Genomic DNA, 14,744 nt, shown 5'->3' on the forward strand with positions numbered 1-14,744 from the left:
ACGACAACCTGGGGGTCCCCCCGGCCGGAGGCTGGGGGATGAGCGTGCGTGCCAGGCCCCACCGGCCAGGAGGGACTTTGACGACACGACCTAGACCGCGCTGCCGCAGATCACGTCGTACGGCCGGCCGATCGACATGGTCAGTTCCATCGGCTCGGTGGTGCCGGCCGGGCACTCCTCCTTGGTCTTGGCGAGCTCCAGGACCTTGAACCCGTCCGCGCCGGCGGACGCGCAGGCGACTTCCTGCGCCGTCGAACTCACGCAGTCGCCCTTCACCAGCTGTCCGCCGCCCGCGCCCGCGTCGCCGGGGTGGTCGCCGGAGAGATTGCGTCCGCAGACGGTGTGGGTCGGGATGCCCCCGCCCTTGTTCTTGTCCTTGGAGGAGGACCCGTAGGAGATCGACACCCGGATCATCACGTCCGTGCCGGCCGGGCACTGGATGGAACCGGGGAGGATCCCGGCGGAGGTGACCTCCAGGGCCTTGAACGTCGCACCGGAGTCACCGCAGTCGAAGGCCCGGAATCCGTCCGGCGCGTCGTCGGGGTCGGGTCCGCCGCAGTCGCCGATCTTCCACGTCCCCTCCTTCTGCGACGAGGAGGACGAGGAGCCCTTGTCGCCGGACAGGCCGCCGGTGCACGCGGCGGTGAGGCCGAGGACCGCGGCGACTATCACCGCCCCCGCGACACGGCCCATGCGCCCGGGGCCGGGGGGCGGGGTACTGCTGTGCGCATCCATGCTGCTTCTCCTCGTGAAATGGCGCCGGCGTCGTGCTCGGCGCGATGTATCCGGTGTGGCCGATGTATCGGGTGCGGCCGGTTCGGCCGGTGCGGGCGGGTGGGGTGCGCGGTGCGCGAACCGGTCGGCGGCGCGCCGTCCGAGCTTCTCGACGGGCAGCACGCCCGCGGCGGCGGCCAGTCCTTGCCCGCTCGTTCCTTTGCCGTTGACGACCGCCCACATCCTGTGGTGGAAGGTATCCGAGGCCGAAGCGTACGCGTAGAGCTTTTCGCGGAGCATGCACGGCATGGCGAGGAGCGCCGGCACCCAAGGGTGCACCGCCCAGCGCACCGCGCATGGTGAGACAGTGACGCTCTCTGTTGCCGCCCGGACACCGGGTCAGCGCCACGACCGCGGACTACGACGAGCACCATCTGCGCCGACTGCGCCTGGTGCGTACGCTGATCCAGGTCGGCCGGGTGTCGGTGGCGACGGCGCGCGAAGTGCTCCGGCACATCGACGACGACTCCCTGGGCAGGACGATCCGACTGGGCGCGGCGCTGTGGGCGCTGCCGCACGTACCGGAGCCGGACGAGGGCGACGAGGCCGTGGTCACCGCGCGCCGCGAGGTGGACCGACTGCTGGAGATGCTGGGCTGGTCGGCCGCCCGGGAACTCGCCACATCTCGCCCGACCACCGGGCGCTGGTGGTGGCGGTGGCCTCCCCGATCCGGCTCGACTATCCGTGGGACGCCGAACTGATGGCACCCTACGCCCGGTTGACGCACCAGGTGGCCGTCCGGGACCTCGACTTCGTGGACACCTACCCCTCGGAGTCGGAGAAGGTGGAGGCGGCGGTCGCCGCCGCGATCCTCTTCGAACCGGTGCTGAAGGCGATGCACCGGCTGGCCCAGGAGGAGGAGGCGGCCCGCGGGGACGGGCTGTCGTGACGGCGGGCCGGCCGCGCCCGACGGGCGGCGTCGCGCCCGGATCGGCTCAGCCCGCGGCGAGGGCCTGCGCCAGACCGAGCGCGGGGCAGCCGAAGAGGTCGGAAAGCACGCGCTGTTGGCGTTCGGTCAGGGAATGGACGAAGACCACCGCGTCGGCTCCGGTCAGCTCGCGGGCCGCGGCCACCTCACGGACCTTTCCGTAACGGAGCACGGTCCGCGAGGAGTACGGCAGGGCCATCTTCCGCACACCGCCGTCGGAGACGCCGCGGCGCTGTACGAATCGGCCCACGATCCGGGCGCCGCGCACCGTCAGGTCCGCGGCGGCCGCGTCCATGACCGTGGTGAAGTCCTTCCGCTTCGCGGAGAAATACCCGACGAGCACGAACTCGGCCCCCGCGAGGGGCGGCAGCGCGACCGGTGCGTTCCGCCGGCCTGCCGTGGTCCGGACACGACGGCCGGGGCGCCGGGCCCGCTCGCGGTGCTGGTGCATGCCCGCCACCGTAGGGCGTGGCGGGCGGCGACCGCGACGAGTTTCCCCGCGGCGCCCTCTCCGCCGCGCCTTCCCCCGGCTCGCCGGGCGGCCCCGGGCTACTCGAAGCGCGCGGTGTCGCCGGCGCCGCGGCGTACGATCTCCGCCTCACCGCTGGAGAAGTCGATGACCGTGGTCGGCCTGGTGCCGCAGTCGCCGGAGTCGACCACGGCGTCCACCTCGTGGTCGAGCCGTTCCTTGATCTCCCAGCCGACCGTCATCGGCTCGTCCTCGTCCGGCAGCAGCAGGGTGCTGGAGACCAGCGGCTCACCGAGCTCGGCGAGCAGGGCCTGGGTGACGAGATGGTCGGGAATCCGGACGCCGACCGTCTTCTTCTTCGGGTGCATCAGCTGGCGCGGCACCTCCGACGTCGCGGGGAGGATGAAGGTGTAGGGGCCGGGCGTCGCCGCCTTGATCGCGCGGAACACCTTGTTGTCGATGTGTACGAACTGCCCCAGCTGGGCGAAGTTCTCGCACACCAGGGTGAAGTGGTGACGGTCGTCGAGGTCCCGGATCGACCGGATCCGCGCGAGGCCGTCACGATTGCCCAGCTGGCAGCCGAGCGCGAAGCAGGAGTCCGTGGGGTATGCGATGAGCGCGCCGGCCCGGATGCTGTCCGCCACGCCGCTGATGGTGCGCCGCTGGGGATTCTCGGGGTGCACGTCGAAGTACTTGGCCATCCGCCGAGCCTACGGGACCCCCGCCCCCCACTCGGCCGGCCCGGCGGCGGCCTCCTGGGGCAGCGCGGTGCGCAGGGCCGACCTGTTCTCCCGCCAGGCCGTACGGATGTGCGCGGCGAGGCGGTCCTCCAGCAGGGCGGTCGCCGCGCAGCCGAAGGCGACGTCGGCCTCCAGGGCGGGCTCGTCGGCGAGCAGGCCGCCGATGACGTCGCGGCGTACGACCTGTTCGTGGACGGCGTCGGCCTCCACGTGCTCCGCGTAGAAGTGCTCGGCGGCCGGCCCCGCTCCGCAGCGACGCATGGCGTGGGCCAGGCGGCGGGAGCCGGGTGAGGAGGTGACCTCGACGTGTGCGAAGTGTCCGACGAGGGCACCCCGCAGCGCCCGGTGCAGGCCGAAGAGGGACATCAGGTTGACGGTGGCGAGCAGCGGCGCCGGGGCCTGCTCGACATAGCGGCCGTACGTGGGGTCCAGGCCGAGGTCCGTCATGAGGTCGGCGAAGAGGCGGGCGTGGATCCGGTCGGCGTGCCCGGCGCCGAACTCGTCGTACTCGATGGCCACCATCGCGGCCTTGGCCCGGCCGGTCAGCCGCGGGATGACCCAGGCGTGCGGATCGGCCTCCTTGAGGTGGTAGAGCGAGCGCAGGGCGGCGTACTCGCGCAACTGCCAGAGCTCGCCCTCGGTGCGCAGCTGGTGGCTGAGGCTGCCGGAGAGGTCGACGGGCTCGACGAGCAGCGGGGCGAAGGCCTCCTCGACGGTCCGCGGCGCGTCGGCCAGGTCGGCGCACAGGGCGTCCAGGAAGCGGGATTCCAGTGCCTGGCGCAGCCGCAGGAGGTCCGGATCCCATTCGCGGTCGTCGTCGACGCCGCCCCAGCCCCGGTAGTGGAGTTCGTACAGCAGGCAGAGGGCGAGCTGGAGGTCCTCGCCCCAGGGGTCGGCCTCCACGACGGATCCGGAGGAGTAGGCGGGTGGCAGGCAGGTACGCAGGGCCGTGACCACGGCGCCGGACAGCTCGCCGCGCGGCTGCGGCAGGCCGGGGCCGGTGGGGCGGGCGCCGGTCGGGCGGGGGGCGGCGGTCATCGGGAGGTCCTGTCCTCGGGGTCGGGGGCGGCGCCGGGAGCGGTCCGCTGGCGGGGGCGGTGGCTGGTGTCGCACCAGGGATAGGCGCGGCTGCGGCGGCAGGTGCACACCGCGACCATGAACCGGTCGGAGCGGGCGATCGTCCCGTCGTCCAGGACGATCTCCACCGGGCCCTCGACGAGCAGCGGGCCCTCGGGGGTCCCGGGGATCTCGGGGGTCTCAGAGGTACCGCGCACGGATGATCACCAGCTCTTCCCATTCCTCACCGTGGTCCGCCAGGCCCCTGCTCTCCAGCCAGGCCCGCCGGGAACGCAGTACGGGCCCCCACCGCACGGGGTCGCGCGAGGTCACCCCCGCGGACAGCCCGGCCCGACGCAGCTGGTCCACCGTCCGCTGGGCCCCGCACATGTCCGAGTGCACCATCAGCAGGACGCCGCCGGGGCGCAGCAGAGCCGGGGCCCGGCCGCAGATCCGGTCGATGACGTGACGCCCTTCGGGCCCCGCGTCCCAGGCCCGCCCGGGGCCGCGCGACGGCGGCAGGGGTTGGGGCGAGGGTACGTACGGAGGGTTCGCGAGGATCATGTCGAAGCGCCGGCCGCGGGTGCGGTCCACGAAGTCCCCGTGCAGGACCCGCAGCGGCAGCCGCTCCCGCAGGGCGTTCAGCCGGGCGGTGGCCACCGCCGGCCAGGACACGTCCACCGCGGTCACCCGGGCTCCCCTGGCCGCCGCACGCAGGGCGAGGGCGCCCGTGCCGGTGCCGATCTCCAGCACGTCCGTCGCCGGTCCCAGCTCCTCCCGGACCAGTGCGTCCGCGAGGAGACGGGTGTCGGCCTGGGGGCGGTAGACACCGGGCAGCGCGATCAGCTTGTGCGGGTCTTCTCCTGTGGTCGGGATCAGGACGGATCGGGGCACCTCTCACCTCCGGCTCGGGCCGTGGTCCGCGCTGCGGATCAGGGCGTGGACTCGACAGAGGGCGGCTACCCCGTACCGCCCGCTTCATCCGCCCCGCGGATCTGCGGGCGGCGGGGTGGACCGTGGGCGTTTGAACCGGCGAGACGGCGGCAAGGCGCCGCACATGACGCGAATCGGGTACACGATGATGACCGAACAGGCCGGACCCCGTGAGCTGGTGAACCACGTGGTCGGCGCGGAGCGGGCGGGTTTCGACTTCTCCGTCATCTCCGACCACTACTTCCCCTGGCTCGACTCCCAGGGACACGCGCCCTACGCGTGGAGCGTCCTGGGCGCGGCGGCGCAGGCCACCACCCGCATCCCACTGATGACGTACGTGACGTGTCCCACGTTCCGCTACCACCCCGCGGTGGTCGCGCAGAAGGCAGCCACGATGCAGCTGCTCTCCGACGGGCGCTTCCGGCTGGGGCTCGGCTCGGGGGAGAACCTCAACGAGCACGTCGTCGGCGGCGGCTGGCCCGCCGCGCACGTCCGTCTGGAGATGCTCGAAGAGGCCGTCGACATCATCCGGGCCCTCTTCGGCGGGGGTCTGGTCAGCCACCACGGCCCCCACTTCGACGTCGAGAACGCCAAAGTGTGGGACCTCCCGGAGGAGCCGCCGCCGATCGGCATCGCCGTGTCCGGCGACCGCTCCTGCGAACTCGCCGGCCGGCTCGGCGACCTCGTGATCGCCACCGAGCAAGAGCGGGAACTGCTGGACGCGTTCGACCGCAACGGAGGAGCGGGCAAGCCGCGCGTCGGCCAGCTCCCCGTCTGCTACGACACCGATCGCGACGCGGCGGTGGCGCGGGCGCACGAGCAGTTCCGCTGGGCGCTCGGCGGCTGGAAGGTCAACGCCGAACTGCCCGGCACCGCGGGCTTCGACCAGGCCGCGCAGCGGACCCGTCCCGAGGACGTGGCGGACGCCATCGCCTGCGGCGACGATGTGGAGGCGGTCGTCGAAGCGGTACGCCCCTACGCCGAGGCGGGATTCACCGAGGTCGCCCTCGTCCAGATCGGCGGCGGCCACCAGGAGCCCTTCCTCGACTGGGCCGAGGCGAAGCTGCTGCCCGCCCTGCGGGAGCTGTGAGCGCGGACGGTCTCAGCCGCCCCGGCGCTGGTCGCGGGTGTCCCGGCGGAGCCGGTCGGTCTGCTGGACCAGGGCGTCGATCCGGGCGGTGAGGTCGGGATGGCCGGCCTGGAGATGGGAACGGGCCGCGATCAGCGGGGCCACGAGCGCGGCGGCGTCGTCCCCGGCCAGGGCCTGGTCCAGCACTCCGATGGGTGTCCGGGCGGTGGCGGGCAGGCCGGGGAGGGCGGTGACGGCGGCGGCGAGCCGGCGCAGGTCGGCGGCGTGGGCGCGGGCCCAGGCGGTGACCGACCGCTCGGCGGCCCGCAGGTCGCGCGTGGCCTGGACGCGCTCATCGCCCGTGCTCCCGGCGGTGCCGGGGCGCAGCCGCAGGTAGCGGCGTTCGGCGGCCTGCCGACTGGCGACGCCGAGGGGGCCGGCGAGGTCGGCCCAGCTCGCCCCGGCGTCCCGGGCCGTTTCGATCAGACCGCTCTCCCAGCCGGCCAGCTGCTCACGGACCTGGCGCAGGAGCAGGAGGGCCGCCATGGCCTCGACGGGATCCGCCGTACCCGGGCCGGGTTTCCCTGGGCCGGGCGTGCCCGTATCGGCCGAGCGAGCCGTGTCGAGGGCCCGCTCGATGCTGCCCAGGGCGGTGGCGGCGGCGAGGAAGGACGTGGGACCGGGCTCGGGGGAGGAACGGGGGTGGTCCGAGGGCATCGAGGCCTCCTGAGCTGATTGTCATCGATCTGGTGACTTCTTGCTTGTCATCGTTTCGATGACATGTTACAACGGTGTCGAGTTGAAGCGCATGGGCAGTGCCTGCCCGAGTCGACTGGAGGTGTTTCGCGATGCTGATGCGGACCGACCCGTTCCGCGAGCTCGACCGGATCACGGAGCAGCTGATGAACCCCGGCACGTGGTCGAGGCCGACGGCGATGCCGATGGACGCCTACCGCGAGGGTGACGAGTACGTCGTGGCCTTCGACATCCCGGGCGTCTCCACCGAGGCGATCGACATCGACGTCGAACGCAACATGCTGACCGTGAAGGCCGAGCGCCGGCCCTCCGGGAACACGGACGACGTGCAGAGGGAGCTGTCCGAGCGACCGCTGGGCATTTTCTCCCGCCAGATCATGCTTGCCGACACGCTCGACACCGAGCACATCAAGGCGGACTACGACGCGGGTGTCCTCACCCTGCGCATCCCGATCGCCGAGCGGGCCAAGCCCCGCAAGATCGCCATCGGCGGCACGTCCGAACCCAAGCAGATCAGCGGCTGAACCGGTAGTCCACCGTCCGCGGAGGGCGGGGACCCCGACCCCCTCCGGCATCCCCGTCCTCCGCCCACCACGCGGGGGCACCGGCCGCCTCGACCGGCGCCCTCCTCGCACCGAAAGGAAAGCGCACCCCCATGTACCGTCGGCCCGCACCGGCACGTCCCGCACCGGCCCTGACGTTCGAGCAGCTGCTGGAACGCGTGCAGTACGAGGGCGCCTACCCGAACCGCGAACGCGCCGAGCGGGCCGTCCGCGACGTCCTGGCGGCCCTGGGCCGCCGGCTCACCGGCGACGAACGCGTCGAACTCGCCAGCCGGCTGCCCGCCCCGGCGGCACTCGCCTTCACCGCGGAGATTCCCGACATCCGGCAGCTCACCGGCTGGGAATTCGTGAAGGACCTCGCCGCGCGGTGCGGAGGCACGCTCGCCACCGCACGCTGGGACACGGGAGCCGTCCTCGGCCCCGTCGCCGACCTCGCCGGTCCCGAGCTCGTCGAGCGGATCCTGGCCGGGCTTCCCGACGGCTATGCCCTGCTCTTCGGCCAGGCGCAGCTGCGACCGCCCCGGGCCGCGGCCTAGACTTTCGTACGATTCCCGACGGGTCGCCGGACGGAGGAAGGCTCATGAACGAGGAACCGATCGCGGACGTCGAGCCTGCCGCCATCGAGCCCGCCGCCGTCGAGGTGGGGTCGGAAGTGATCACCGTCCGCCCCACCGGCGCGATCGACCTGGAGCACGTCGAGGGGCTGCGCGCGGCACTGCTCACCGCGCTCGCCCACACCGGCGGCCCCGACGAGGTCGTCGTGGACCTCAGCGGTCTGACGTTCTGCGACTCATCCGGACTGAACGCGCTGCTGCGGGCGCGGATCGTCGCCGAGGATCGCGGCCGGACCCTGCGCCTGGCCGCGCCCACCCGGCAGTTCCGCCGTCTGCTGGAGGTCACCGGCACCGAGAACCTCTTCGCGATCGACGAGACCCCGCCCGCCTGATCCGCGCCGCCGGGAGGAGCGCGTGTGCTCCGTGCGGGTTCACTTGGGTCCCCGTTCGGCCGCAGGGCCGAGTTTATGATCATCGTTTTGGCTCCGGATCGTTTGGATGCTGCCATCCGGCCGTACGAGATCTGGGAGGGCCCGCATGGTCATGCCGCGGACGCAACGGACCACGAGGACGCGACCAGCCAGGGTGCTGGGCGCCGCGGCGGTGGTCGCGGGAGCCATGCTGGTCGTCGCCGCGGCGCCGGGCCGACCGCCCGGGTCCGACACCGCGCACAGGTCGTTGGCGGGCGCCCCCCGGGAGGCGGCGGTCACGCTGCTGGTCGGGCGGGCACTGGACGAGAGCCCTAGGTCCGTCGGCGGTGGCTGGTGCGCGGCGAGGACGTTCCGGACCGGGCTGTGCGGCGACTGGCGGGAGCAGCGCGTCCTGGCCACCGCCGGGGGAGTGGGCTCGCTCCTGTGGAACCCGCCCCTCGGCGACGCGGCGCACGCCGCCCGCGCGGACGTGCCGGCCACGGACGCCGGCGGTCCGCTGGAGATCGCCCTCGCGGACGCGGGACGCCTCACCGATGTGACCGTGAGCGACGGGCACGGCCGCCATCTGGCCGGTGACCTCGCCCCCGACAGCGGGCGCTGGCGCAACACCGAGCCGCTGCGCGCGGGCCAGAGTTACACCGTGCGGGTCGCCGCACAGGACGCGGCCGGCACACCGGTCGGCGTGAGCTTCGCGTTCCGCACGGCGCCGCCCGCGGCGGCGAGCGGCCGGCTGACGGTCGAGTTCGGGCCCGGCCCCGGCACCTACGGCGCCGGGAAGATCGTGACCGCCACCCTCAGCCGCCCCCTGCCCGCCGACGACCTCCAGGCCCGCGCCCGGCTGGAGCAGGCACTCCAGGTGACCTCCGAGCCCCACGTCGAAGGGGCCTGGCACTGGGTCGACGACGAGACGCTGCACTACCGGCCGCGTACGTACTGGCCCGCCCACGCCGAAGTCCGCGTCAGCAGCGGTCTCGACGGAGTGGAGTTCGGCGAACACGGCTACGGCGGTCCCTCCGACCCCCTGCGGTTCACCGTCGGAGACCGGATCGAGGCCGTCACCGACTCCGCCGCCCACGAGATGACGGTACGCCGCAACGGACAGGTCATCAGGAAGATCCCGGTCACCACCGGCAAGGCCGGCTTCCGGACGCGCACCGGCATCAAGGTGGTCCTGCGCAAGGAGTACAAGGTCCGGATGCGCGGGGACACCGTCGGCATCCAGCGCGGCACGAAGGAGTTCTACGACCTGCCCGTCTTCTACGCGACCCGGGTGACCTGGAGCGGCGAGTACGTCCACGCCGCGCCCTGGTCGGTCGAGTCCCAGGGCGAGGAGAACGTCAGCCACGGCTGCACGGGCATGAGCACCGAGGACGCGGCCTGGTTCTTCCACACGGTCCGCGAAGGGGACATCGTCGAGGTGGTCAACAGCGGCGGCGAGAAGATGGCCCCCTTCGACAACGGCTTCGGCGACTGGAACATGGACTGGCGCACCTGGCTGGCGGGCAGCGCCCTGACCGCCGCCGAGGTACCTCCGCAGGACAGCACCCCCCTCACCCCCTCCCGGCTTCATCCGACGACATGACGGTCGGCGCCGGCCTGCGAGCGGGTTCCGGTCCGGAGTCCGATCCGGAGTCCGATCCGCTGGACCCCGCCTCGACCCGGTCGCGCCGCGCGCTGCTCGCGGGAGCGGTCGGCAACTTCGTCGAGTGGTACGAGTTCGGGGTGTACGGCTGCTTCGCGACCGTCATCGCCGCCCACTTCTTCACCCCTCAGTCGGTAGCGGGCACGGCAGGGGCGGGCACGGCGGGCGCCGGGCCGCTGGTCGCCACGTACGCCTCCTTCGCGCTGGCCTTCTTCTTCCGCCCCGCCGGAGCCCTGCTGTTCGGCCGGCTCGGTGACCGCATCGGCCGCCGCCCCACCCTCATCCTCGTCGTCGGGCTCATGACGCTGGCCACCACCCTGATCGGGCTGCTCCCGACCCAGGCGACGGCCGGCGCTGCCGCGCCCTGGCTGCTCACCCTGCTGCGCGCCCTGCAAGGCCTCTCCGCGGGAGGGGAGTTCGGCGGTGCCGTCGCCCTGATGACCGAGTACGCGCCCCCCGGCCGGCGCGGCCGCTACGGCGCCTGGCAGTCCTTCACCGTCGCGCTCGGCCTGCTCACCGGCGCCGCGACCGCCGCCCTGCTGGCCTCGCTGCTCTCCCCGGCCGCCCTGCACGACTGGGGCTGGCGCATCCCGTTCCTGCTGGCCCTGCCCCTCGGACTGGGCGCCCTGTGGCTGCGCGCCGGCCTCGCGGAACCGCCCGGATCCCCGGCGGCGGCCCCGGCGACCCCGAAACCCCCGACCGCCACCGCCACCGGCACCGGCACCGTCGGGGCCGTCGCGCTCGGCATCGGGCGCATCATGGGCTGGTCCGCGGCCGGGTACACCTTCCTCGTCGTCCTGCCGTCCCACCTCCAGTCCACGCTCGGCGCGTCCTTCCAGGAGGCCCTGATCGCCACCACCCTCGCCAACCTCGGCTTCGCCGCCTCCATCCTGCCCGCCGGAATGCTCAGCGACCGGATCGGCCGGCGCCCCGTCATGCTCTGCGGGGCCCTCACCGTCGTCGTGTTCTCCCTCCCGCTCCTGCACCTCCTCCAGGACCCCGCCGCCTCCGCACCGGCCAAGGCGGTCGCCGTCCTCGGCGCGGGCGCGGCGGTCGGCCTGCTCGCCGGACCGGGTCCCGCGATGCTCGCCGAGATGTTCCCCGCGTCCGTGCGCTGCACCGGCCTCGGAGTGGCGTACGCCCTGGCCAACGCGGTCTTCTCCGGCTGCGCCGGCCTCGCCATCACCGCCCTGACCGCCGGCACGGGCAGCACCGACATCCCCGCCTACTACGCGGCCGGCGCCTGCGCCCTGAGCGCCGTCGCCCTGGCGGGCCTGCGCGGCGACGACCACCGCCGGCCGCTGCGATGAGGGTCGTCGGCCTGATGTCGGGCACCTCGTACGACGCCGTCGACGCGGCGGCCGCCGAGCTGACGATCGAGGCCGGGAGCGAGGGGGAGGGGGACGTGGTGCGGCTGGTTCCGCTCGGCATGGTCAGCGCCCCGTACGACGACGCCCTGCGCACCGCGCTCGCGGCGGCCCTGCCGCCCGCGCCCACCACCATGGCCGAGGTGTGCCGGATCGACACCCGCATCGGACAGGCCTTCGCCGGGCTCGCCGTCCGGGCCGACCATGAACTCTGCGCAGGACGCGCGGAGTTGATCGCATCGCACGGGCAGACCGTCTACCACTGGGCGGCCGGCGGCCAGGTGCGCGGCACCCTCCAGCTCGGACGCCCCGCCTGGATCGCCGAGGCCACCGGCTGCCCCGTCGTCTCCGACTTCCGCCCCGCCGACGTCGCGGCCGGCGGCCAGGGCGCCCCACTGGTGAGCCTGATCGACCTGATGCTGCTGCGCGGGCGTCCCGGTGCGCCCGCCGCCCTGAACATCGGCGGGATCGCCAACCTCACCGCCCTGCCCGCCACCGGCGCGCCGGTGGCCTTCGACACCGGCCCGGGAAACGCCCTCCTCGACACGGCGGTCCGCGAACTGACCGCGGGGCGGCTCGACTACGACGAGGACGGCGCCCTCGCCGCCGCCGGCCGGATCCACGAACCACTGCTGGGCGCGCTGCTCACCGAGCCGTACTACCGGCTGCCGGCCCCCAAGACGACCGGCAAGGAGCTGTTCCACCCGGGATACCTGGGTGCGGTGCTGGCCGGCTTCGGCGCCCTCGCGCCGCAGGACGTCCTGGCCACCCTCACCCGGCTCACCGCCCGCACCATCGCCGACGCGCTGCGTCCCCTCGGCGTCACCGAGGTCATCGCCTCCGGCGGCGGCACCCGCAACCCGGTCCTGATGTCCATGCTCCGCGAGGAACTGGCCGCCGGAACCGCACTGCTGACCTCCGACGCCCTCGGCCTGCCGACCACGGCGAAGGAGGCGTACGCCTTCGCCGTCCTCGGCTTCCTCACCCTCCACGGCCTGCCCGGCAACGTCCCCGCGTGCACCGGCGCCCGCGGGCCCCGAGTCCTCGGCTCCCTCACTCCGGGCCGGCGCCCCCTGCGGCTCCCGGCCGGCCCCACCCGCCCGCCGAGCTCCCTCGTCGTCGCGGGAGAGGCGAGCGGTGGGCACCGCCCGGTCCGACGTACCGCCGACCGAGGGCAGACGGGCCGACTTCCCGCGCGTCCGGAACCGGGGCGCGGCGGCGGTGGTTGACTGGGCGGCATGCCGCTCGACGCCTACGGTGTGCTCTCGGGGACGCTGCACCGCCACTTCCGCGACCAGCCCGACACGCAGGGGGACTGGTTCCACGTCAACCTGGAGGTCGACGCTCCCGCCGGCCGGTACCACTGCGCCATCGACGTGGACAGCAAGCAGTCCACCACCGGTGTCCAGTGGAAGGTGTTCACGCTCGCCGCCTCGGTACTCGACCCGGTGCCCGGCCTCGGATACGGATACCACGAGCTCTCCATGACCTCGGGCTCCGGCGCCCTCGACTACCTCAGGCATCCCGCCCTCGTGGACCGCCCGGGCTGCCTCTTCGTACGCAGCCCCCCGGCCTGGCTGCGGGCTCTCCTGGACCGGCTGAACCCGCCCCGGCCCTGGATCTCGGGCTCCAACCTCGACGCGGCCCGGGCCCTCGAACCCCTCCTCGTCCCCGGCAGGGGGATCCTGATCTTCGGGGAGCCGTTCACCTTCGGCCTCGGCATGCACAACATCCACCAGAACCAGGGTGATCCGTACGGCACCCAGTGGTGGGCCGAGAACGGCATCTGGCAGGACGGGGCGACCCTCACCCGGCGGCTCGACGGCCAGTACGACGTCTTCCTGAACAAGTTCTCCACCCAGGCCGACCAGACCGACGCGGCCGGCCATCCGGTCCAGGTCGTGTCGGCCTAGAAGCTCACGACCGGGCCACGCTGTGAGGGATACGCATGACCGAGAACGAGACCTCCCCCGCTTCCGCCCCGACCAGCCGTCGGGCGGCGCTGCTCACCGCCGGATCGGCCGCGGTCGCCGCGCTGACGGCGGCCTGCTCCGGCCCGGGCGGGATGCGGACGGCCGCCGGAGCGCCGTCGGCCGGCGCGGCCGCACCGACGCCCTCGGGCGCCCGCAGCACCCCGGCCTGCGTCCTGACCGCGGAATCGGGTGCCGGACCGTACTACCTCGACCTCGACAAGCTGCGGTCGGACATCACCGAAGGCAGGCAGGGAGTGCCGCTGCGACTGGAACTGACGGTGGTCCAGGTGTCCGGGGGCTGCCGGCCGCTGCCGTCCGCCGCGGTCGACGTATGGCAGGCCGACGCCTCCGGCACCTACTCCACCGGCGGGGCCACCTTCCTGCGCGGCACCCAGGTCACCGACGCCGCCGGGCGGTGCGCGTTCCGCACGATCGTGCCCGGCTGGTACGCGGGTCTGGCCCCGCACATCCACTTCAAGGTGCGCCCCGACGCCCGTACGGGGACGACCGCGCAGTTCTTCTTCCCCGAGGACTTCCTGCTGAAGGTGTACGCGCGCGAGCCGTACGCGCGCCGCCCCGTGCCGAAGCACCCCAACGGCCGGGACAGCCGCTACCGCGCCTCCGGCGCCGCCACCACGCTGGCGCCGGTACCCGACGGCGCCGGATACCGCGCCGCGTACACGGTGGGGATCGCCTGAGGAGGTCCCCCCGCGGCGTAACTCGATTCCGCGGAGCCGGTCCCTCTGCCACCCTCGGCGTATGCCGGAAACCGCCAAGCCCCGTCAGGACGACGGGATGGCCCTGAACCGTGCGCTGTGGGACGCCCGTGCCCGCGTCCACGGCTCGACTCCCGCGGACAGGTTCTGGCAGGGCTCACGATGCGGCACCTCGGCGAACACACCGCCACCGAACTCGACCCCCGCGGCATGCTTCCCCGAGGTGAGGACGGCCTGTACCGGCTCCCGTTCGGGGACTCGTACCTCCCGGTCCTCTACTCCCTGCGCGCGGTGTCACCGGGCTCCGGCCGGCCCTGAGGCGGGACCTCATCCGTACGCGCGGTCACGTGCGTGGGCATCGGCGTACCGGCCGGGAAGGTCTCGCCGAGGACGGTGTCGAACAGCGTGGTGACCTCGTGGGCGCTCAGGCCCCGGTCGCGGGCCTGCCGCATCCACGCGCCGAGCTCCGTCCGTGAAGGGGACTCCGGCGCGGTCTGCGGGGTGGCCAGTGAGCGGGTGATGAAGGTGCCCGAGCCCTGCCGTACCTCCACCAGACCCGACCGCTCCAGCTCGCGGTAGGCCTTGAGGGTGGTGTTGGGGTTGACCTTCGTGGTGGCGGCGACCTGCGCCGCGGTGGGCAGCTTGTCCCCCTCGGTGAGCGCGCCCATGCGCAGTGCCTGCTCCACCTGGTGGACGATCTGGAGGTAGGCGGGCAGACCGCTGCGGCGTTCGATGCGGAACACGACCACGGTGCCCGCCTCCTTGATCTTTCG

The 14,744-nt window shown here is 73.4% G+C and carries 17 protein-coding genes and 1 pseudogene; 10 read left to right on the top strand and 8 right to left on the bottom strand.

The window, feature by feature from the left end; translation table 11 throughout:
- Positions 1 to 90 precede the first annotated feature (90 nt).
- A complete protein-coding gene (locus ACWDYJ_RS05755; protein ID WP_451564208.1) occupies positions 91 to 735 on the bottom strand; it encodes a hypothetical protein in 645 nt (214 codons plus the stop codon).
- Positions 736 to 1,091: 356 nt separating this feature from the next.
- Here ACWDYJ_RS05755 and ACWDYJ_RS05760 point away from each other — a divergent pair.
- Positions 1,092 to 1,663: pseudogene (locus ACWDYJ_RS05760) on the top strand (MerR family transcriptional regulator); the annotation flags it as partial.
- A 46-nt stretch (positions 1,664 to 1,709) separates the two neighbouring features.
- Here the strand turns inward: ACWDYJ_RS05760 and ACWDYJ_RS05765 are convergent.
- The 5 genes from ACWDYJ_RS05765 to ACWDYJ_RS05785 all read right to left on the bottom strand — a co-directional run bounded on the left by ACWDYJ_RS05765 (position 1,710) and on the right by ACWDYJ_RS05785 (position 4,861).
- The gene (locus tag ACWDYJ_RS05765) at positions 1,710 to 2,153 is read right to left on the bottom strand and encodes an HflX-like GTP-binding protein (protein ID WP_451564209.1); all 444 of its coding nucleotides are present in this window, start codon (positions 2,151 to 2,153) and stop codon (positions 1,710 to 1,712) included.
- A gap of 98 nt (positions 2,154 to 2,251) precedes the next feature.
- Complete coding sequence (locus ACWDYJ_RS05770) at positions 2,252 to 2,872, bottom strand: L-threonylcarbamoyladenylate synthase (protein ID WP_451564210.1); 621 nt, start codon at positions 2,870 to 2,872, stop codon at positions 2,252 to 2,254.
- Between the two features lie 9 nt (positions 2,873 to 2,881).
- Entirely contained in the window at positions 2,882 to 3,949 is a 1,068-nt protein-coding gene (locus tag ACWDYJ_RS05775; RefSeq protein ID WP_451564211.1) for an iron-containing redox enzyme family protein, read from the bottom strand.
- Positions 3,946 to 4,185 carry a CDGSH iron-sulfur domain-containing protein gene (locus ACWDYJ_RS05780; protein WP_451564212.1) on the bottom strand — a complete coding sequence of 80 codons (240 nt, stop codon included), beginning with the start codon at positions 4,183 to 4,185 and terminating at the stop codon, positions 3,946 to 3,948. The genes ACWDYJ_RS05775 and ACWDYJ_RS05780 overlap by 4 nt, the downstream gene beginning before the upstream one ends.
- Positions 4,169 to 4,861, bottom strand: coding sequence for a HemK2/MTQ2 family protein methyltransferase (locus tag ACWDYJ_RS05785; protein WP_451564213.1), 693 nt, complete (start codon positions 4,859 to 4,861; stop codon positions 4,169 to 4,171). Before ACWDYJ_RS05785 ends, ACWDYJ_RS05780 begins: the two co-directional genes overlap by 17 nt.
- Positions 4,862 to 5,024: 163 nt before the next feature.
- Between ACWDYJ_RS05785 and ACWDYJ_RS05790 the strand changes: the two genes are divergently transcribed.
- On the top strand, positions 5,025 to 5,990 hold the full coding sequence (locus ACWDYJ_RS05790; RefSeq protein ID WP_451564214.1) for an LLM class F420-dependent oxidoreductase: 966 nt from the start codon (positions 5,025 to 5,027) through the stop codon (positions 5,988 to 5,990).
- Positions 5,991 to 6,002: 12 nt separating this feature from the next.
- Here ACWDYJ_RS05790 and ACWDYJ_RS05795 read toward each other — a convergent pair whose 3' ends face one another.
- Positions 6,003 to 6,686 carry an HSP18 transcriptional regulator gene (locus ACWDYJ_RS05795; RefSeq protein WP_451564215.1) on the bottom strand — a complete coding sequence of 228 codons (684 nt, stop codon included), beginning with the start codon at positions 6,684 to 6,686 and terminating at the stop codon, positions 6,003 to 6,005.
- Positions 6,687 to 6,817: 131 nt separating this feature from the next.
- Between ACWDYJ_RS05795 and ACWDYJ_RS05800 the strand changes: the two genes are divergently transcribed.
- The 8 genes from ACWDYJ_RS05800 to ACWDYJ_RS05835 all read left to right on the top strand — a co-directional run bounded on the left by ACWDYJ_RS05800 (position 6,818) and on the right by ACWDYJ_RS05835 (position 13,953).
- Positions 6,818 to 7,249: an Hsp20/alpha crystallin family protein gene (locus ACWDYJ_RS05800; protein WP_451564216.1), complete on the top strand. Its 432-nt coding sequence runs from the start codon at positions 6,818 to 6,820 to the stop codon at positions 7,247 to 7,249.
- A gap of 131 nt (positions 7,250 to 7,380) precedes the next feature.
- Positions 7,381 to 7,824 (top strand): DUF2267 domain-containing protein, encoded by a 444-nt coding sequence (locus ACWDYJ_RS05805; protein ID WP_451564217.1) that lies wholly within the window; start codon positions 7,381 to 7,383, stop codon positions 7,822 to 7,824.
- Positions 7,825 to 7,868: 44 nt separating this feature from the next.
- A complete protein-coding gene (locus tag ACWDYJ_RS05810) occupies positions 7,869 to 8,234 on the top strand; it encodes an STAS domain-containing protein (RefSeq protein WP_451564218.1) in 366 nt (121 codons plus the stop codon).
- Positions 8,235 to 8,427: 193 nt separating this feature from the next.
- The gene (locus ACWDYJ_RS05815) at positions 8,428 to 9,855 is read left to right on the top strand and encodes an Ig-like domain-containing protein (protein WP_451564219.1); all 1,428 of its coding nucleotides are present in this window, start codon (positions 8,428 to 8,430) and stop codon (positions 9,853 to 9,855) included.
- The gene (locus tag ACWDYJ_RS05820) at positions 9,852 to 11,225 is read left to right on the top strand and encodes an MFS transporter (RefSeq protein WP_451564220.1); all 1,374 of its coding nucleotides are present in this window, start codon (positions 9,852 to 9,854) and stop codon (positions 11,223 to 11,225) included. Before ACWDYJ_RS05815 ends, ACWDYJ_RS05820 begins: the two co-directional genes overlap by 4 nt.
- On the top strand, positions 11,222 to 12,511 hold the full coding sequence (locus ACWDYJ_RS05825) for an anhydro-N-acetylmuramic acid kinase (RefSeq protein ID WP_451564221.1): 1,290 nt from the start codon (positions 11,222 to 11,224) through the stop codon (positions 12,509 to 12,511). The genes ACWDYJ_RS05820 and ACWDYJ_RS05825 overlap by 4 nt, the downstream gene beginning before the upstream one ends.
- Positions 12,512 to 12,520: 9 nt before the next feature.
- The gene (locus tag ACWDYJ_RS05830) at positions 12,521 to 13,195 is read left to right on the top strand and encodes a DUF2278 family protein (RefSeq protein WP_451564222.1); all 675 of its coding nucleotides are present in this window, start codon (positions 12,521 to 12,523) and stop codon (positions 13,193 to 13,195) included.
- Positions 13,196 to 13,230: 35 nt separating this feature from the next.
- Positions 13,231 to 13,953 carry a dioxygenase family protein gene (locus tag ACWDYJ_RS05835; RefSeq protein WP_451564223.1) on the top strand — a complete coding sequence of 241 codons (723 nt, stop codon included), beginning with the start codon at positions 13,231 to 13,233 and terminating at the stop codon, positions 13,951 to 13,953.
- Between the two features lie 293 nt (positions 13,954 to 14,246).
- On the opposite strand, the gene ACWDYJ_RS05840 is transcribed toward ACWDYJ_RS05835, so the two are convergent.
- Positions 14,247 to 14,720 (bottom strand): GntR family transcriptional regulator, encoded by a 474-nt coding sequence (locus ACWDYJ_RS05840; RefSeq protein WP_451564224.1) that lies wholly within the window; start codon positions 14,718 to 14,720, stop codon positions 14,247 to 14,249.
- Positions 14,721 to 14,744 lie beyond the last annotated feature (24 nt).

The sequence above is a fragment of the Streptomyces sp. NPDC003042 genome (assembly GCF_053591315.1).